Origin of the sequence: Streptomyces sp. NPDC048002 (assembly GCF_040653275.1) — a bacterium.
Taxonomy (GTDB): domain Bacteria; phylum Actinomycetota; class Actinomycetes; order Streptomycetales; family Streptomycetaceae; genus Streptomyces.
The window spans coordinates 137,743-155,962 of sequence record NZ_JBEZNL010000008.1; the positions used below are offsets into that span (position 1 = coordinate 137,743).

17 protein-coding genes and 1 tRNA gene are annotated in these 18,220 nt (G+C 72.8%); 11 read left to right on the forward strand and 7 right to left on the reverse strand.

The window, feature by feature from the left end:
- Positions 1 to 218: 218 nt before the first annotated feature.
- Positions 219 to 497 (reverse strand): hypothetical protein, encoded by a 279-nt coding sequence (locus tag AB0E07_RS13820; RefSeq protein WP_362250011.1) that lies wholly within the window; start codon positions 495 to 497, stop codon positions 219 to 221.
- A 78-nt stretch (positions 498 to 575) separates the two neighbouring features.
- On the opposite strand from AB0E07_RS13820, the gene AB0E07_RS13825 reads away from it, so the two are divergent.
- Positions 576 to 1,331 (forward strand): GntR family transcriptional regulator, encoded by a 756-nt coding sequence (locus tag AB0E07_RS13825; protein WP_362250014.1) that lies wholly within the window; start codon positions 576 to 578, stop codon positions 1,329 to 1,331.
- A 185-nt stretch (positions 1,332 to 1,516) separates the two neighbouring features.
- Here AB0E07_RS13825 and AB0E07_RS13830 read toward each other — a convergent pair.
- Positions 1,517 to 1,601 (reverse strand) — tRNA-Ser (locus AB0E07_RS13830).
- Positions 1,602 to 1,661: 60 nt separating this feature from the next.
- Positions 1,662 to 3,275, reverse strand: coding sequence for a trypsin-like peptidase domain-containing protein (locus AB0E07_RS13835; RefSeq protein WP_362250017.1), 1,614 nt, complete (start codon positions 3,273 to 3,275; stop codon positions 1,662 to 1,664).
- A 255-nt stretch (positions 3,276 to 3,530) separates the two neighbouring features.
- Here AB0E07_RS13835 and AB0E07_RS13840 point away from each other — a divergent pair, with 255 nt between their 5' ends.
- The 3 genes from AB0E07_RS13840 (at position 3,531) to AB0E07_RS13850 (ending at position 6,410) form a co-directional block, all read left to right on the forward strand.
- The gene (locus AB0E07_RS13840) at positions 3,531 to 4,340 is read left to right on the forward strand and encodes a glycerophosphodiester phosphodiesterase (protein WP_362250020.1); all 810 of its coding nucleotides are present in this window, start codon (positions 3,531 to 3,533) and stop codon (positions 4,338 to 4,340) included.
- A 147-nt stretch (positions 4,341 to 4,487) separates the two neighbouring features.
- Positions 4,488 to 5,114, forward strand: a complete 627-nt coding sequence (locus AB0E07_RS13845) for an ATP-binding protein (RefSeq protein WP_362250022.1) — start codon at positions 4,488 to 4,490, stop codon at positions 5,112 to 5,114.
- A 306-nt stretch (positions 5,115 to 5,420) separates the two neighbouring features.
- On the forward strand, positions 5,421 to 6,410 hold the full coding sequence (locus AB0E07_RS13850) for a DUF5926 family protein (protein WP_362250025.1): 990 nt from the start codon (positions 5,421 to 5,423) through the stop codon (positions 6,408 to 6,410).
- Between the two features lie 244 nt (positions 6,411 to 6,654).
- Here the strand turns inward: AB0E07_RS13850 and AB0E07_RS13855 are convergent, their stop codons facing one another.
- Both AB0E07_RS13855 and AB0E07_RS13860 read right to left on the reverse strand, forming a co-directional pair.
- Complete coding sequence (locus tag AB0E07_RS13855; protein WP_362250028.1) at positions 6,655 to 7,248, reverse strand: hypothetical protein; 594 nt, start codon at positions 7,246 to 7,248, stop codon at positions 6,655 to 6,657.
- A gap of 56 nt (positions 7,249 to 7,304) precedes the next feature.
- Complete coding sequence (locus AB0E07_RS13860; protein ID WP_362250030.1) at positions 7,305 to 7,970, reverse strand: bifunctional DNA primase/polymerase; 666 nt, start codon at positions 7,968 to 7,970, stop codon at positions 7,305 to 7,307.
- A 503-nt stretch (positions 7,971 to 8,473) separates the two neighbouring features.
- On the opposite strand from AB0E07_RS13860, the gene AB0E07_RS13865 reads away from it, so the two are divergent.
- On the forward strand, positions 8,474 to 9,994 hold the full coding sequence (locus AB0E07_RS13865) for a PP2C family protein-serine/threonine phosphatase (protein ID WP_362250033.1): 1,521 nt from the start codon (positions 8,474 to 8,476) through the stop codon (positions 9,992 to 9,994).
- Positions 9,995 to 10,155: 161 nt separating this feature from the next.
- Positions 10,156 to 11,613, forward strand: a complete 1,458-nt coding sequence (locus tag AB0E07_RS13870; RefSeq protein WP_362250035.1) for an aminopeptidase P family protein — start codon at positions 10,156 to 10,158, stop codon at positions 11,611 to 11,613.
- A 162-nt stretch (positions 11,614 to 11,775) separates the two neighbouring features.
- Here the strand turns inward: AB0E07_RS13870 and AB0E07_RS13875 are convergent, their stop codons facing one another.
- A complete protein-coding gene (locus AB0E07_RS13875; RefSeq protein ID WP_362250037.1) occupies positions 11,776 to 12,609 on the reverse strand; it encodes a triphosphoribosyl-dephospho-CoA synthase in 834 nt (277 codons plus the stop codon).
- A gap of 171 nt (positions 12,610 to 12,780) precedes the next feature.
- Positions 12,781 to 13,230, reverse strand: a complete 450-nt coding sequence (locus tag AB0E07_RS13880; RefSeq protein WP_362250040.1) for an ATP-binding protein — start codon at positions 13,228 to 13,230, stop codon at positions 12,781 to 12,783.
- A gap of 223 nt (positions 13,231 to 13,453) precedes the next feature.
- Between AB0E07_RS13880 and AB0E07_RS13885 the strand changes: the two genes are divergently transcribed.
- The 5 genes from AB0E07_RS13885 to AB0E07_RS13905 all read left to right on the forward strand — a co-directional run bounded on the left by AB0E07_RS13885 (position 13,454) and on the right by AB0E07_RS13905 (position 18,219).
- Positions 13,454 to 14,239, forward strand: a complete 786-nt coding sequence (locus AB0E07_RS13885; RefSeq protein WP_362250043.1) for a hypothetical protein — start codon at positions 13,454 to 13,456, stop codon at positions 14,237 to 14,239.
- A gap of 131 nt (positions 14,240 to 14,370) precedes the next feature.
- Positions 14,371 to 15,120: a YcnI family protein gene (locus AB0E07_RS13890; protein WP_362250046.1), complete on the forward strand. Its 750-nt coding sequence runs from the start codon at positions 14,371 to 14,373 to the stop codon at positions 15,118 to 15,120.
- A gap of 77 nt (positions 15,121 to 15,197) precedes the next feature.
- Positions 15,198 to 15,848, forward strand: coding sequence for an SCO family protein (locus AB0E07_RS13895; protein ID WP_362250049.1), 651 nt, complete (start codon positions 15,198 to 15,200; stop codon positions 15,846 to 15,848).
- Positions 15,845 to 16,294, forward strand: coding sequence for a copper chaperone PCu(A)C (locus AB0E07_RS13900; protein ID WP_362250052.1), 450 nt, complete (start codon positions 15,845 to 15,847; stop codon positions 16,292 to 16,294). The genes AB0E07_RS13895 and AB0E07_RS13900 overlap by 4 nt, the downstream gene beginning before the upstream one ends.
- Before the next feature lie 14 nt (positions 16,295 to 16,308).
- Positions 16,309 to 18,219, forward strand: a complete 1,911-nt coding sequence (locus tag AB0E07_RS13905) for a copper resistance protein CopC (protein ID WP_362250055.1) — start codon at positions 16,309 to 16,311, stop codon at positions 18,217 to 18,219.
- Position 18,220: the final 1 nt, after the last annotated feature.

An 18,220-nucleotide genomic window follows, 5' to 3' on the forward strand; every position in this document is an offset into this window, starting at 1 on the left:
AGGACGTAGGGACGGACGAGGGCGACGTCCTCCCTCTTGAGTGGCTGTTGGTGGTCTGCCACCGCGGGGGTCCAGCCGAGCACGAGGGTCGAGGAGTCCGTAGCCCCAGGAGGGGCGGCAGAGGGCGGTAAGGGGCGGCGGTGCCTGCCCTTGGGGAGGGGCCGCGCTCTGGTGAGGGCAAGGGCGCGGCGGATACGGTTGAGCACGCTGGTCAGCTCCTATCGCTGATCTCCCGGTCCCCCGACATCGCCCGTCGTGGGGACCGTTCTGCGTACGACCGCCCATAGGGTGCGGCCGTTCAAGCTGGTGGCGAGGAGCCCGAATCGGTCGGCCTCAGCCACCACATCCAGGACCTCCCGCCATAACTCGGCGGAAGGCGCGTCCGGGATCTCCGCCTCCACCGTCGTGTGCCGGGGGTGTTCCTCCACTCGTGTGACCAGCCCGAGGGCTGACAGCCGGGCGGCGAGGGCCGCCGCGCTAAATCCCGAAGCGGGCACAGGGCAGCCTCCGTCACCAGCGATCACTTTAAGTGAAGCTAGTTAACTAGATTAGAGCTAGTGGACTAGATTTTCCATATGCCTGAGCAGCCGCCCTATCTCCGCATCGCCGACGAGCTTCGGCAGCGCATCGCGGAGCACGTATGGGACCCGGGGGACCGTCTGCCCTCCCGCGCCCAGATCGGCCAGGAGTACGGCGTGGGCGAGAACGTGGTCCGCAGGGCTCAGGAGTTGCTGATCTCTCAGGGCGTGTTGGAGGGGCGGGCCGGTTCAGACACGTACGTCGCCGAGCCGCGCCAGCGAGTGCGGGTCGTACGGTCGTCGGCGCGGGAGCAGCCCAGCGGATCGCCGTTTCGGGCCGACATGAACGCCGTTGGCCGACAGGGCGATTGGGAGAGCCGTACGGACGCCAAGGTGCCGGCGCCTGCCGAGATTGCCGCGCGACTCGGGATCTCTGAGGGGGAGTTGTGCGTCCGGACGACGTACGAGTTCCTGGCGGACGGCAAGCCGGTTCAGCTGTCGACGAGTTGGGAGCCGTACGACCTCACCGCAGGCTCTCTCGTCGTCCTCCCCGAGGGAGGCCCGCACGCCGGGGCCGGAGTCGTGAACCGCATGGCGACCATCGGGGTCACCGTGAGCCATGCCGTCGAGCAACCCGAGCCGCGAACGGCGACCGCCGAGGAGGCGTCGCTACTCGGCATCCAGAAGGCCGCGTTGGTCACCCACATCCGGCGGACCTACTACAGCGACCAGGGCAGGCCGGTCGAGACGGCCGACATCGTCGTGCCTGCCGCCCACTGCGAGATCGTCTACGAGATCCCGATCAATCGCTGATCGGTCACCCCACGCATTAAGGCCGTGCGCCAGGCGCATGACCCAAGCCCCGCTCGCCGTGCCCTCCGCGTGCCCCATCCGTGCCCGATAGGGCGGGAAACCACGGGGAACAGCGGTGTGCGACGGGCACCCCGAACGGCAACGGCCCCCGACCAAACATGCTGGTCAGGGGCCGTTCACCACTGCGGTGGGTGTGGGATTTGAACCCACGGTGACTCGCGCCACGACGGTTTTCAAGACCGTTCCCTTAGGCCGCTCGGGCAACCCACCTCGCGCCGCTGATCGGCGGCGCGGGGACAAGAGTAACGGGTGGGCGCGGGCCGGTGGGGGTCAGCTGTCGCCGACGCGGGAGCCGAGGGTGAGTTCGGCCGTACGGGTCTTGCCGTCGCGCTCATAGGTGATCTCCACCTTGTCGCCCGGCTTGTGGGTCCAGATCTCGCCGATCAGCGTGGGCCCTGAGTCGATGACCCGGTCGTCGAGCTTGGTGATGACGTCCCCGGGCTTGAGGCCGGCCGCGGCCGCCGGGCCGCCCGCCTCCACCGGGTCCGAGCCGCTCGCGCCCTCCTCGGTGATCTTCGCGCCGCCGGTGCCCTCCTCCAGGGAGACGGAGGCGCCGATCTTGGCGTACACCGGCTTGCCGGTCTTGATCAGCTGCTGGGCGACGTACTTGGCCTGGTTGATCGGGATGGCGAAGCCGAGGCCGATGGAGCCGGACTGGCTGGTGCCGCCCAGGCCGTTGCCGGCGGACTGGATCGCGGAGTTGATGCCGATCACGTTGCCCTGCGCGTCGAGCAGGGGACCGCCGGAGTTGCCCGGGTTGATCGAGGCGTCCGTCTGGAGGGCGCTCATGTAGGAGGCGTTGCTGCCGGTGCCGTCGCTGGAGGCCACGGGGCGGTTCTTGGCGCTGATGATGCCGGTCGTGACGGTGTTGGACAGGCCGAAGGGGGCGCCGATGGCGATCGTGGAGTCGCCCACCGCGACCTCGTCGGAGTTGCCGAGGGTGAGCGGCTTCAGTCCGCTCGGGGTGTTCTTGAGCTTGATCACCGCGACGTCGTAGCCCTGGGCGTGGCCGACCACCTCGGCGTCGTACTTCTTGCCGTCGGGGAAGGTCGCCGTCAGCTTGCCGCCGTCGACCGCGTCGGCCACCACGTGGTTGTTGGTGACGATGTGGCCCTCGGTGTCGAAGACGAACCCGGTGCCGGTGCCGCCCTCGCCGCTGCTGCTCTCCGCCTCGATGGTGACGGTGCTGGGCAGCGCCTGCGCGGCCACGCCCGCGATGGTGCCGGCGTCGCGCTTGACGTCGCCGCCGGTGTCGTTGGCGGAGACGGTGGTGGAGGACGAGGCGTCGTCGTCCTTGGCCAGGGTGTAGCCGAGTCCGCCGCCGATGCCGCCGGCCACCAGCGCGGCGACCAGCACCGCGGCGAGCAGCCCACCGCGGCCGCGGCCGGACTTCGGGGCCGGCGCGGGCTGCTGGTACGAAGCGCCCCAGACGGTGCCCGAGCCCCCGCCCGAGCCCCCGTCCGAGCCCGAACCCTCGCCGGGGGCGGGGTTGGCGTAGGCGGGGACGGCCGGGGCGGGCGGCGGCCAGGAGGCGTCGGGGGCGGAGGGGCCCTGCGGGTGACCCGCCGAGGGGCCGCCCTGCGGCGCCTGCTCGTGGGCGGCCGCGTACGTCGGCTCGGGGCCGGGCTGTCCGGCCGCCGGGTACGTCGGCTCGGGGCCGCCCTGTCCGGCCGCGGCGTACGTCGGCTCCGGTCCCGTCGCGTACGTCGGCTCCGGTCCGGCTGCGGGCGGCGTGCCCTGCGGCACCGGCGGCAGCTGCGCGGTCGGGGCGCCGGAGTCCGGGGCCGGGTGTCCCTGCGGCTCCGGAGCTGCGGGAGCGTCCACCGGCACGGGGGGTGCGGACGGGGCCGGGGGTACCGCGGCGCCCTCGTTCTCGGTGCTCACAGCTTCTCTCCTCGATCCACGGCTGTAGTTTTCGGTCGCACTCGGTCACGCCCGTTACGTGTGTCGACGACCCGGTGCGCTTCAGCTGTGCATGTCTTTTTGTATGCCGTCAGCTTTTCCCACGGGCCGTCAGAGCACCATAAGCGGTGGCTGTGGGTCCGCGGCCATTCTTTATATAGTTCATGTCGGACTAAAAGGACGCAATGCTCAGCCCTCCCCGTCCCACCTGCCCCCGCACGGTGGCACCATGACGCGGTGACCCACGCACGGCAGCACCCGCCCCAAGTCGTCGCCCACCGCGGAGCCTCCGAGGAGGCGCCCGAGCACACCCTCGCCGCGTACCGGAAGGCGATCGAGGACGGGGCCGACGCCCTGGAGTGCGATGTCCGCCTGACCGCGGACGGACATCTGGTCTGCGTCCACGACCGCAGGGTGAACCGCACCTCCAACGGCCGTGGCGCGGTCTCCGCACTGGAGCTGGCCGACCTGGCCGCGCTCGACTTCGGATCCTGGAAGAACCGGGACGAGGAGCCCGACTGGGAGCACCGCCCCGAGGACCGGGAGCGCACCTCCGTCCTCACCCTGGAGCGACTGCTGGAACTGGTCGCCGACGCGGGACGCCCGGTGGAGCTGGCGATCGAGACCAAGCACCCCACGCGCTGGGCGGGCCAGGTCGAGGAGCGGCTGCTGCACCTGCTGAAGCGGTTCGGACTGGACTCCCCGGCCGACGCGGACCGGTCGCCGGTGCGCGTGATGAGCTTCTCGGCGCGCTCGCTGCACCGCGTACGGGCCGCCGCACCGGCCCTGCCGACCGTGTACCTGATGCAGTTCGCCTCCCCGCGCCTGCGCGACGGGCGGCTGCCGGCGGGCGTACGGATCGCCGGCCCCTCGATCCGGATCGTGCGCAACCACCCGGGATACGTCGAGCGCCTCAAGCGGGCCGGCCACCAGGTGCACGTGTGGACGGTGAACGAGCCGGAGGATGTCGACCTCTGCGTCGAACTGGGCGTGGACGCCATCATCACCAACCGCCCGCGCGCGGTGCTGCACCGGCTCGGGCGCTGAACCACGCGAATTCTCAAGTCCCGCTACAACCCCTTGACCCGGTGGCCCCACGGGCCCCATCCTCCACTCCCGGCCACACCGTCGATTTCCGGCCATGCGATGACGGGGAGTGCTCCGGCGCGTTCGCTCCGTGTTCGAACGTTGCGAATGCGTCTCCGGAGATGGATTGGCCGGTTTCCGGTACAGGCCAATGGGGCATCCACACCGTGGCGTGGGGCGAAGGAGGTCTCGGGGGTGGCGTTGGTGGTGGCACAGGAGGTGCCCACGTCGTCGAGCATGGCCGTACCCCATGGCCCTGCGGGCGTGGGCAAGGCGAGACACCGGATGCGCGATCAGCTGCGCATGGGCGGGGTCGCGGAATCGGTCATCGACGATGCCGTACTCATTCTTTCCGAACTGCTGAGCAATGCGTGCAAGCACGGCCGGCCACTGGGCGACGCCCTGGCCGGGGACGGCGACGTCCGGGCCGCCTGGCGGATGGACCCGGCGGGCCGGCTCACGGTGGAGGTGACGGACGGCGGCGGGCCCACCCGCCCGGCTCCGGCGACGCCCTCGGTCACCGCGCACGGCGGCCGCGGGCTGAACATCATCACCGCGCTGGCCGACGACTGGGGTGTCCGGGACGACGCCCGCGGCGAGGTCACGGTGTGGGTCGTGGTGCACGACGCGGACCCGGGCCACCGCCGCCACGACTTCGCGACGCGCGTCGTGGCACCCGCGGTGCCGGCCATCACCGAACTGGACTTCGCCGACGCCTTCGACGACCTGGACTGACCCTCGGCCCACCGACCCGGCCCACTCACGCCCGGCCCACCCACCCAGGCCCACCGACCCGACCCACTCACACCCGGCCCACCCACCCAGACCCACCGACCCGGCCCGCTCACGCCCGGCCCACCCACCCCGGGCGCGCGCGAGCGAAGACGGGCGGAACGGGCCCTGGCCACCCCGGACGGCCACCCCGGACCGACCCGGTCCGCGCGGCGGACACGGGCGCGTTGTCCACAGGGTCGCCTCGGCCATGGCGTGAACAGCTAGGCTCCCGGCGTACCAGACGAGCCGTTTCCGGGAGACACCCTCATGGCGAAGAAGCGACCCCAGACGAAGGCCGCGCGCCCGCAGCACACGGGCGGAGCCCGCGCCGCAGGCGCCGATGAGAACGTTCCGGTGGTCGGCGCCCGTGAGCCCTGCCCCTGCGGCAGCGGCCGCCGCTACAAGGCCTGCCACGGCCGGGCCGCCGCGCAGGCGGTGACCGAGCTGGTGCAGCGCCCGTTCGAGGGCGTGCCCGGCGAGTGCGACTGGGTGGCCCTGCGCGAGCTGGTGCCCGCCGCCACGGTCGCGCTGCCCCTCAAGGGCGGCCTGCCCGAGGGCGTCCCCTCGGTCACCCTGGCGACCGTGCTGCCGATGGCCTGGCCGGCGCTGCGCCGCGAGGACGGCTCGGTCCTGCTGGGCCTGCAGAACGACACCGCCTCCGGCGACATCAGCCGCGATCTGGCGGACACCCTCCGGCGCGCCCTGGAGGCCACGCCGGGCTCGCCGGTCCAGGCGCGGCGCGCCCCGGCCGACGGCCCGCGGCTCCAGGATCTGCTCGACGCCGAAGGCGCGTTCGAGCCAGTTGTGCACGAGGGCTTCGAGTTCTGGGTCCCGGACGCGGAGAACGCCACCCCGGAGGTGACCGCCTCCCTGGAGCGGGCCAACGCCGCGGCCATCCCGACCGTGCGGCTGACCGGCGTGGACGCCGCCTACTGGTGCGAGACCCCGGACAAGAACCACCTGCGCTGGGTCATGCCGCACCCCGAGGAGCAGCTTCTGGACGCGCTCGCGCGGCTGCACGCGGCCGGCCGGTCCAACCTCGGCGAGGGCACCCGACTCGTGGGGTCCTTCCGCGCTCACGGCCTCACCGTGCCGGTCTGGGACCTGCCGAGCGGGATGGGCGCCCAGGACGTGGAGAAGCCGGCCGCCGAGTTCGCCGAGCGGCTCGCCGAGGCCCTGGCCACGGACGCGCCGCTCACCGCGGACGAGCGCCGGGCGCGCGGCGGGCTCACCAACCGGCAGGTCACCCTCAGCTGACGCGCCGTCGTCGCCCCGGTTCCGGCTGACCGACCGGTCAGCCGGAACCGGGGTCGGCCCAACAGGTGACTCCTGTCACAACTCGCCGTCCCCGCAAGGAAATCGGTGACCGGAAAGCCCGGATCGAATTTGCGAACCGCGGATCTCTTGTTACCGTTCCAGTAGCCCGGTTGCTGGTGCATCCCCCGTCGCCAGCAACCGGGTCCTTTCATGCCCGGCGTCCTGTACAGAACGCCGCCGTCCGTCAACTGCCCGCAGGCGCAGCCGAGTTGCTCCCGGAACGCAGCAACAGCGGCCCCTCCTGGGCGCGGACCGCGAACTCCGCCACCGCCGTGTAGCCGTCCAGGGGGCCCCGCGCCGCCTCCCGGGGCGTCTCACAGGTCCCCGGCTCGTCCTCGGCTCCCAGCTCGCACCGCATCTGCACGGTACGGCCACCCGGCGCCAGCAGGCTCAGTACCGCGTCCAGCGCCCGGCCGCTGGTGTTGCGGTAGTAGGTGCGCGCCCAGGTCTCCTCGCCCTGCGCGATCACGCAGGTCTGCGCCTCGATGCCCTCGGGCGCGGTGAGTTCGGGTCCGCAGCGCGCGGCGGTGGCCAGCCCCGGACCCAGTGCCCGGGACGAGGGGACGGCGGCCTTGGCGTCGGCCGACGAGGACGACGCGGGCGCGGGCGCGGACGGCGGTACGGAGGGGGCGGGCGGGGCGGTGTGGCGCTCCTCGCCCACCTGCCCCGCGGACGCGACGGCCAGCGGCAGCGCCACCGCGCACACCGCCACGGCCACGAGGGCGAACAGACGGACCTTCCGGGGGTCCGGGGGTCGTCCCCCGGATTGACGCAGCATGGGACGGAAGATAACGACAGCGGGCGGGCGGCCGGTCCGGCGCGCGCCCGACACCCCTACAACTCGGGTGCGCTCACACCCGTACGAGTGAGGGCCTCCACCACGGCGTCCACCACGGCCTCCACGTCCGGCACCCACGGGGAGGCCGAACCGGGCAGCGGGGCACGCTCCCAGCGGACGTCGCCCAGGCCGGTCACGGAGGGGGGCAGGGCGATGTAGCCGCCGGTGCCGTGGAAGCGCAGGGAGCCGGGGACGAAGTCCTTGGCGTAGAGCAGTTCGCCCAGCTGCTCCATGGAGTACGGCTTGACCAGGATCGACCAGCGGGTGGGCGAGGCGACCACGGGGCCGAGCCGGATGCCCGCGCGGTCGAGCGCGGTGAGCGCCTGGGCGGCCGGCAGGGCGGGCAGGCTGACCGCGCAGGGCGCGCCGCCGCCGGTGGCGAGCACGATCGGCGCCGCCGGGCGGTTGGTCCACCACCAGCGCACCATGCGCTCGTCGGTGGTGGCCGCGAGGAGGCCGGGGTCGAAGGGGTGCGCACCGGGCACCGCGCACTCGGGGTCGGGGCAGCCGCAGCGGGACCGCCCCTGCGGATCCGCCGTCACACCCGGGAGTACGGGCCACTGCCATTGAGTCGCGAAGGTCAGGGCCGCGCCGAGCAGGTCAGGCCTCCCGTCGCTGCGCCGGGACAGGAGCCTGCGTCGCCTTCCGAGGATCTCGCGCATGAGCGCTCGTTCCTTTCCGTTGCACCGCTGGCAACACCGTGGTCCACATCACATCATGTGTCGATCACTTCACTGTGCGTACCTAATGGCGCATCACACCCCTGCTTCGAGCAGAGGGAACCCCTATGGGCCGAGCGTTGGCTGCGTCCGCGGCAGCCTCGTCCACACCTGACGTCTATCAGAAGCATGGGCATGGCGTGGGGTGGCGAAGTATGGCGTTTGCCGTCCCGCGTATTTCTCTTCGCCTCCGCCACGGGAGGATGGGGCTCGGTCGTCGGTGGCTAAGACGCCCGGGTCCGCCACCAGGTTCCGGGCGGTGTCAACCGCCCCTGGCCTTCTCCGAGTACGTACCCATCACGACCGCTGTGACGCTCTGTGGAGCAAGCCCAGTCGACCTCAATAGGGCGTTCCCTGAGGCAGTTTTAAGCCAACTTCGCCTTTTCGCAAGAGGCTGGGAAGAGGTGCACCGGTTACCCACGGACACCAGGAATCCCGGCAGGACAATGCTGGACATCCCCTTACGAGTGCGTGTACATGTGGAGACACCGCCAGCGGCGCAGAATGACATGGGGGTTTGCGATGCTTTTGAGCAAAACGCACCGGTCGGAAAGCCGGACGCCATGAACGCCCCTCACCCTCCGAAAGTGGCCGGAATCGATTCAACGGTTCCCTCGCCCGCACAGACTGTCCCGCCCGCGCCCCTGGCCCCGGGCACCCCTCCCGTCACGGCCCCGAGCACACCGGCCGCCCCCGGACCCGTCCTCCAGGACCGTCTCGCCGGCTGGGTCTCCGACCTCACCACGCTGCACGAACTCACCGAGCGCCTGGCCCGCACGGACACCCTCCCCGAGGCCCTGGAGGAACTGCTCCGGGCCGGCTCCGCCCTCGTCGGCGCCCGCCGCGGACTCGTCGTCCTGGAGCCCGCCGACGGACGCGGCCCCGACACCACCGTCGGCCTCGGCCTCGGCCGCGCCGACCTCGGGCACATCGAGACCGTGCCGCGCGGCGCCCTGTCCTACGGCCGGATCCTCGACGGACTGCCCGGCGGCGACAGCGAGATCGCGCAGCCCGACCTCTTCGCCGAGGACGGTCTCGACCCGCGCCACCGCGAGGTGGCCGCCCGCCTCGGCTACGCCGCGAGCTACGCGCTCCCCCTGCACTCCGAGACCGCCGGCCGCCTAGGCGCCGCCGTGTGGCTCTACGACGAGCCGGCCGAGCCCGGCGAGCGCGCCCGGCACCTGGCCGGCCTGTACACGCGCTGCGCCACCGAGCACCTCGCCCGGCTCCTGGAGGTGGAGCGCACCCGCGCCGACATGGCGACCCTGCGCGAGGAACTGCTCCCCTCCCGGCTGCCCCGGGTCGCCGGCGTGCAGCTCGCCGCCCGGCACCGCACCGGGCCGCTGGGCGGCGGCGACTGGTACGACGCGCTGCCGCTGCCGGACGCCGCGCTCGGCCTCGCGGTGGGCTCGGTCACCGGGTCCGGGCCCAGCGCCGTCGCCGCGATGGGCCGGCTGCGCGCCTCGCTGAGGGCGTACGCCGTGATGGAGGGCGAGGACCCCGTCGCGGTCCTGTCCGACCTGGAACTGCTGCTGCGGCTGACCGAGCCCGCCCGCTCGGCCACCGCGCTCTTCGCCTACTGCGAACCCGCCCTGAACAAGATCACCCTGGCCGGGGCGGGGCACTGCCCGCCGCTGCTGATCGGCGAACGGCGCACCGAGTTCGTGGAGACCTCCGTCTCCGCCCCGCTCGGCATGCTGGCCTGCTGGGAGGCGCCCGGCGTGGAGTTCCAGGCGGAGGCCGGCGAGACGGTGCTCCTTTACACCGACGGCCTGCTGCACCGCACCGGCGACGCCACCGACCGGGCCTTCGCCCGACTGCACTCCGCCGCCGCGGGCGTGCCCCGCGCGCTGCGCGACGACCCGGACGCCGTCGTCGACCACGTTCTGCGCACGATGCTGCCCGACGGGCTGGACGCCGCGGACAGCCCCGAGGACGTCGTCCTGCTCGCCGCGCGCTTCGAGTAGACCCGCGCCGCGGGTGAGCCCGGATCGCGGGTGAGCCCCGTGAATCGCCAGTGAGCCCGGTGAATCGCGAGTGAGCCCCGTAACAGGTCCTCCGGCCCTGTGACCCCTTCCGTCCGAACGTACGATGGAGGGGGTCCAGTGCCGTATCAAGGAGGATGACCGTGGCCGAAGAGCTCACGCCGGAGACCCCGGAAGAGGCCGAGGAGCCGATCAAGCAGCGCAAGAACGGCCTGTATCCGGGCGTGTCCGACGAGCTCGCCGAGAGCATGAAGTCCGGCTGGGCCGACACGGAGCTGCACGACCTGACGCCGATCGCCCAGGCCGCCGAGACGGCCGCCCGGCGCGCCGCGCTGTCCGCCCGCTTCCCCGGTGAGCGCCTGGTCGTCCCCGCGGGCCACCTGAAGACCCGCTCGAACGACACCGAGTACGCCTTCCGCGCGTCCGTCGAGTACGCCTACCTCACCGGCAACCAGACCGAGGACGGCGTCCTGGTCATGGAGCCCGTCGCCGACGGCCACCGCGCGACGATCTACCTGCTGCCCCGCTCCGACCGCGAGAACGGGGAGTTCTGGCTCTCCGGCCAGGGCGAGCTGTGGGTCGGCCGCCGGCACTCCCTCACCGAGGCGGAGAAGCTGTACGGCATCCCCGCCTCCGACGTGCGGGAACTGGCCGACGCGCTGCGCGAGGCGACCGGCCCGGTGCGGGTCGTCCGCGGCTACGACGCCGGCATCGAGGCCGCCCTGACCGACAAGGTCACCGCCGAGCGGGACGAGGAACTGCGGGTCTTCCTCTCCGAGGCGCGACTGGTCAAGGACGAGTTCGAGATCGGCGAGCTGCAGAAGGCCGTCGACTCCACCGTGCGCGGCTTCGAGGACGTCGTGCGGGTGCTGGACAAGGCCGAGGCCACCTCCGAGCGGTACATCGAGGGCACCTTCTTCCTGCGCGCCCGCGTCGAGGGCAACGACGTCGGCTACGGCTCGATCTGCGCCGCCGGCCCGCACGCCTGCACCCTGCACTGGGTCCGCAACGACGGCCCGGTCCGCTCCGGCGACCTGCTGCTGCTCGACGCCGGTGTGGAGACGCACACGTACTACACCGCCGACGTCACCCGGACGCTGCCGATCAACGGCCGCTACACCGAGATCCAGAAGAAGATCTACGACGCCGTGTACGACGCCCAGGAGGCCGGCATCGCGGCCGTGCAGCCGGGCGCCAAGTACCGGGACTTCCACGACGCGGCCCAGCGGGTGCTCACCGAGCGGCTCGTGGAGTGGGGTCTCGTCGAGGGTCCCGTGGAGCGGGTGCTGGAGCTGGGCCTCCAGCGGCGCTGGACGCTGCACGGCACCGGCCACATGCTCGGTCTGGACGTCCACGACTGCGCCGCCGCGCGCGTGCAGACGTACGTGGACGGCGTCCTGGAGCCGGGCATGTGCCTGACCGTCGAGCCCGGTCTGTACTTCCAGGCCGACGACCTGACGGTGCCGGAGGAGTACCGCGGCATCGGCGTCCGGATCGAGGACGACATCCTCGTGACGGAGGACGGCAACCGCAACATGTCCGCCGGGCTGCCGCGCCGGTCCGACGAGGTCGAGACCTGGATGGCCTCCCTCAAGGGCTGATGACGCGTACGCGACGGCCGGGTACCGGAAGGTGCCCGGCCGTCGTGTTCCTCGACGAGGCGGTGTCGTGGACCTGTACGTAGAGCCGGCTGGCCGCCTCCGGGCGGCGGGCCGGACCGAAGCGGGCCCTGAGGGACGCCGTACGGGACGGCTCTCACGCCGTCACACGTACCGCGTGCTCACCGGCGGAGTGACCGTCACCGGCAGCGCGTCCACGAACAGGGCGCCTGCCAGCAGGCCCGCGCTGCCTCGGGGGCTCCAGGCCCGGGTGCGGAGGTCCGCGTCCAGGGCCGCCAGTGCCGCCGCCCCTGCCGTCGTCGCCGTGCCGCCCGCCTCCAGCACCCCGCGGGCCCCGGCCTGCACCTGACGCAGCCCCAGGGGACCCGCCGTGTACAGCAGTTCCGTGTCCTGGAGCGTGGACATGACGGTGAGCAGGGCATTCAGCCGGCACCGGGGTTCGGGGGTGCCCGCGGCGCGGGAGGTCCGCAGGGCGTCCAGAGCCCGGCGGACGTGGGGGAAACCGGCCCGTGCCTCGCCCCTCGCCCCGGCGGCCCCGTACTTCGCGGAGACCGACGAACCCCGCGACGGTCTGCGCGGCACGCCCCTGTCGGGGTGGGCGGCGATGCGCTTGGCGGTCGCCGCGGCCTCCCGCGGGTCCAGGGCGGCCCCCGCCACCAGCAGGCCCAGCGTCCACAGGGCACCCCGGTGACCACCGCCCGCCAGTCCCACGGAGTGCTCGGCACAGCGGCCGATCGAGCCCAGTTCCGCACGGAGTCCGGGGGTCGGCTCCCCGGTGCGCCGGGCCGCCGCCGCCATGGCCGCGAGACCGGGGGCGAGCGCCTTCGCCGACCAGCACCAGGCGCGCAGGTCCCGGCGGGCGGTGCGGGCGTCCAGGTCGCGCGGGTCGGGCAGACCCGGCTTGGGGGCCAGCGTCAACTGGCCGGTCAGCGCGGCCACGGCGGCCCGCGCCAGCGCCTCGTCCGCACGGCTCGTCATCGCCGTACCCGCCGGGAGGCCAAGGCGGGGGCGTGGGATGGGCCGGGCGTCGAGTCCTTCGGGGTTCCCGTCATGCACATGAACGTAGGAACGGCGCCCGTCAGGACCTTGGGTGCGGGCTGTGCGGGGGCTGAGAGTCCTGAGGAAGCTGAAGGCGGAGCCGGCCGCGCGCTACACCGCCATCAGCGGAGGGGCGTCCTTCCGCCACTTGAGGATCTTGTCGAAGCTCACCACCGCACCTGGCTGCCCCGGCTTGTTGCCGATCCGCACATGGTCGGCCAGCTCCTGGATCAGATACAGCCCCCGGCCGTTCTCCGCGTCCATGGACACCGCCGGCTCGTCGCGCCCCACGCACCCGAAGCCCGGACCGGAGTCGGCTACCTCGATCCGGCAGGTCTCGCCGTCCAGATAGGCCGTGACGCGGTACGCCTCGCAGCCCCCGGTGAGCGTGGTGCCGCCGTGCTCCACGGCGTTCGCGCACGCCTCGCTGAGGGCGACCGAGAGGTCGTAGGAGACGTCCGGATCCACGCCCGCGCTCTCCATCGTGCCGAGCAGGAGCCGCCGGGCGAGCGGAACGCTCGCAGCCTCACGCCGCAAATGGAGTGACCACCAGATGCTCATGCTCCAGCCTCCCGGCCGCGGCTCGACATACCGTTACCTATTGCCGCCGACGACCCCCGGTAAGCACATCGTTGACGTGATACCGCCCATATGGGGGATGCGTCCGAAGTGGCCGACGGTGTATGCGGGGACGGTTCGCACCAGAGGGGGACCTTCCACGCACAGGTCACCTTGCGGACCTGCCGTATGGACGCCGTAAGGCCAGTGCGATGATGAGGCCGCCATGAGTGCCCCCCACTCGCGCCCGGCACCCACCGGACGCGACGTCCGGATCCTGCGGGCCGCGGTGTTCGCCGCGGTCTGTGTCGTGCTGGCCGCGGGCGGACACGCACTCGGCTCCTGCGTCCCGATCCCCTGGTGGACCCTGGGCGCCGGCTTCCTCGCCGTCCTCGCCGTCGCCGTGCCGCTCGCCGGACGCGCACGGTCACTGCCCGGCATCGTGGCCCTGCTCGCGCTCGGCCAGACCGTCCTGCACACCCTGTTCGGCCTCGGCCAGCACGGCACGCAGGCCACCCAGGCGGCCACCGCCGCCGACGCCTCGCTCGTCGCGCGGGCCGCGCGACTGGCGTGCGGGACCGCGACCGCGACCCTCAGCCCCGACCAGGCCCACCGGATCCTCACCGAGGCCCGCGTCCCGGTCACGGACGCGCACCACTCGGCGGAGTCGGTCACCGGCACCGCGTCCCTGCTGCCGTCCCTGCCCATGCTGCTGGGCCACCTGCTCGCCGCCGCCGTGACCGGCTGGCTGCTGCACCGCGGCGACCTGGCCCTCGGCCGCCTGGTCGAACTGTCGGCCCACACCCTGTCCGAGGCGGCCGCCGTACGGTCGCTGCGCGCCGCCCTCGCCCTGGTCCGCGCCCTGCGCGCCGGACTGCCGGGCGCACCCGCGGCGGGCCCGCGCACACCGCGCACCGCACGCCTCGTAGCGCCCCGGCCGCACACCACCGCGCTCCAGCACACGGTGATCCGGCGCGGCCCGCCCGCCGCCGCACTCGTGCTCGCCGCCTGACGCGACGCGACCACCGCTGGGAGTTCCGTTCGGATTCCGGCAGGGGCCGCCGTCGTGCGGCACGCGCATGCCGACGCGCCCCTCCACACCTCCGGAACAACCGAATCCCGCTCACCATGGAGTGCTCCCTGATGAAGGTCTCTGCCCGCATCGCCGCCGCCGGCACCCTCGCCGCGACCGCCGTGCTCGCCCTGTCCGTCCCCGCCTTCGCGCACGTCACCGTGCAGCCCGAGGGCGAGGCGGCCAAGGGCGGCTACGCCGTCGTCGACTTCCGGGTCCCGAACGAGAGCGACACCGCGTCCACCGTGAAGCTGGAGGTCAGCTTCCCGACGGACCACCCGCTCGCCTCCGCGATGCCCGAGCCGATCGCCGGCTGGACGGCCAAGGTCACCAAGGCCAAGCTCGACGAGCCCATCGAGCTGCACGGCCAGAAGATCAACGAGGCCGTCAGCAAGATCACCTGGACCGCGACCGGCAAGGGCGTGGAGCCCGGCTTCTTCCAGAAGTTCCCGGTCTCCATGGGCGCCCTGCCCGAGGACGCCGAGGAACTGGTCTTCAAGGCCGTCCAGACCTACGACGACGGCGAGGTCGCCCGCTGGATCGAGGTCCAGCAGGACGGCCAGGAGGAGCCGGAGAAGCCCGCCCCGGTGCTGGCCCTCTCCGCGGCCTCCGAGGACGGCCACTCGCACGGCGGCTCCGAGGCGAGCGAGGAGCCCTCCGACGAGGCGTCCGCCGACTCCCACTCCACCGCGAGCACCGACGAGGCCGCCGCCGACAGCAGCGACACCACCGCCCGCGTCCTTGGCGTCGTCGGCATCGTCGTCGGCGCCATCGGCGTGGCCTACGGCGTCCTCGCCGGCCGTCGGCGTACCAACGCCTAGTCCGCCACCTCGGGCGCGCGCCGGTGCCCACGGCCCGGCGCGCGCCCGAGCCCCTCACCCTTCCGGGACATTTCGCCATGCGCACCAAGAAGTTCACGGCGGCGGCCCTGCTCGCCGCCGCAGCCCTGACCCTGACCGCCTGCGGCAGCGGTGACGACGACGCGGCCCCCGCCACCGTCGTCTCCGAGGAGGCCGGCTCCGAGAAGGCCGCCACCGTCCTCGACCAGCCCTTCGAGAAGCCGGACCTGGTCCTCACCGACACCACCGGCAAGCAGTACGACCTCCGCGAGGAGACCGCGGGCAAGCCGACCCTCATCTACTTCGGCTACACCAACTGCCCCGACGTCTGCCCGCTGACGATGAGCAACATCGCCGTCGCCAAGAAGCGGCTGCCCCAGGCCGAACAGGACGAACTGCGCGTCGTCTTCGTCACCACCGACCCCGAGCGCGACACCGCCGAGGCTCTCGGCGAGTGGCTCAAGGGCATCGACCCGCAGGCCGTCGGCCTCACCGGCGACTTCGACACCATCCAGGCCGGCGCCCGCACCCTCGGCATCACCATCGAGCCGCCGCACCAGGAGAAGGGCAAGACCGTCTCCACGCACGGCACCCAGGTCATCGCCTTCTCCCCGAAGACCGACGGCGGCTACGTCCTCTACGGCGAGGACGCCACCGTCGACGACTACACCGAGGACCTCCCCAAGCTGGTCAAGGGGGAGAACCCGTGAGGCGTGCCGCGCTGTCCGCCGCGGTCCTGGGCCTCGCCCTCGCGGGCTGCGGCTCCACCGACGACTCCGCCCCCGACCTCACCGTCACCGGCGCCTACATGCCCCAGCCCGTCTCCGACTCCATGGCGGCCGGCTTCCTGACCATCAGGAACACCGGCGGCACCCTGGACCGGCTGACCTCCGTCACCAGCGACATCGCCGGCACCGTCACCGTCCACGAAACCGTCGACTCCGCCATGCGCGAGGTCGACGACCTCGCCGTGCCCGCGGACGGACAGGTCGTGTTCAAGAGCGGCGGCAACCACCTGATGTTCGAGAAGCTGAAGCACCGGCCGAAGCAGGGCGACACCGTGTCGGTGGTGCTGCACTTCGCCGACACCGACCCCGTCACGGTCGAGATGCCGGTGAAGCCCGCCACCTACACCCCCGCCGCGCACGCACACTGAGGGAGGGACCCACCTTGACCCCGACCATCGCCCTTCGCCTGCGGACCGTGGTGCCGCTGCTGCTCGCCGCCGCCGCGCTGCTCCTCGCCGGTGCCGGACCGGTCTCCGCGCACGCCGCGCTGACCGGCAGCGACCCCCAGCAGGGGGCGGTGGTCGACCGGGCCCCGGACCGGGTCTCGCTCACCTTCTCCGAACAGGTCGCGCTCTCCGACGACTCCCTGCGCGTCCTCGCCCCCGACGGCACCCGCGTCGACACCGGCGACGCCGCGGGCGTGACCGGCACGACGTACGCGGTAGGACTCGAAACGGGCCTGGCCGACGGCACCTACACCGTCTCCTACCAGGTCGTCTCCGCCGACAGCCACCCCGTGGCCGGTGCCTTCACCTTCTCCGTCGGCGCCCCCTCGGCGACCTCCGTCTCCGTCTCCGGCCAGACCGCGGGCGGGGGCACCGTCGGCGTCCTCTACGGCATCGGCCGCTACCTCTCCTACGCCGGCTTCGTCGTCCTCGTCGGCGGCGCCGCCTTCGTCCTCGCCTGCTGGCAGCGCGGGGCCGGCGTACGGGCCCTGCAACGACTCGTCGTCGCCGGCTGGCTCACGCTCACCGCCGCCACCCTCGCCCTGCTCCTGCTGCGCGGCTCCTACACCGGCTCCGGCAAGGTCGGCGACATCCTCGACCTGAACCTCCTCAGCGACGTCCTCCAGACCAAGACCGGCGCCGCCCTCGTCTCCCGGCTCCTGCTGCTCGCCGCCGCGGCCCTGTTCATCGCGGTGCTCTTCGGGGCGTACGCCCGCCTGGCCGCTCCCGAGGACGGCCCCGGCGCCCCCCAGGACGACCAGGACGTCCAGGGCGCGCAGCAGCACAAGCGGGACCTCACCTTCGGACTCGCGATCGGCGGCGTCGTCGTCGCGGCCGGGCTCGCGGCGAGCTGGGCCATGGCCGAGCACGCCTCCACCGGCCTCCAGCCCGGCATCGCGATGCCCGTCGACATCGTCCACCTGGTCGGCGTCGCCACCTGGCTCGGCGGACTCACCGCCCTGCTCGTCGCCCTCTACCGCTCGCCCGACACCGCCCCCGACGCCACCGCCGTACGACGGTTCTCCACCCTCGCCTTCGGCAGCGTGATCGCCGTCGTCCTCACCGGCGTCTACCAGTCCTGGCGCCAGCTCGGCGGCTGGTCGGCCTTCACCGACACCCGCTACGGACAACTGCTCCTCGTCAAACTCGCCCTGGTGGCCCTGCTCGTCGGCGTCGCCTGGATATCCCGGCGCTGGACCGCGCGGCTCGCCGAGGCACCCGCCCCCGCGCCCCGCAAGCAGAAGGTGCCGGCCACCACCTCCGCCAACCCCAAGCGCGCCGCGCAGCTCGCCCGGCAGCGGGCCGCCATGGAGGCCGCCCGGCAGAAGCGGCTGCGGGACGCCGACCCCAACCGCTTCGGCCTGCGCCGCTCGGTGCTCGCCGAGGCGGGCATCGCCGTCGTGCTGCTCGCCGTCACCACCGTGCTGACCTCCACCGAGCCGGGCCGTACGGAACAGGAGGCCGCGCGGGCCAACGCCGCCGCCCCGGCCCCCGCCGACGCCTCCGGCGCGCTGACCCTGGACATGTCCTTCGACACCGGCGGCGAGGACGGCAAGGGCGTCGTACGCGTCGAACTCGACCCCGCGCGGGTCGGCGCCAACGAGATGCACGTCTACGTCCAGCGGCCCAACGGACGGGCCTTCGACATCCCCGAGGTCAAGATCGCCTTCACCCTCGAATCCCAGGACATCGGCCCACTGCCGGTGGTCCCGGACCACATCACCACCGGCCACTGGTCGGCGGGCGGCGTCCAACTGCCCATGGCCGGGGACTGGACGGTCGCCGTGACCGTGCGGACCTCCGACATCGACCAGACGACCGTCTCCAAGAACGCGCAGATCGGCTGAA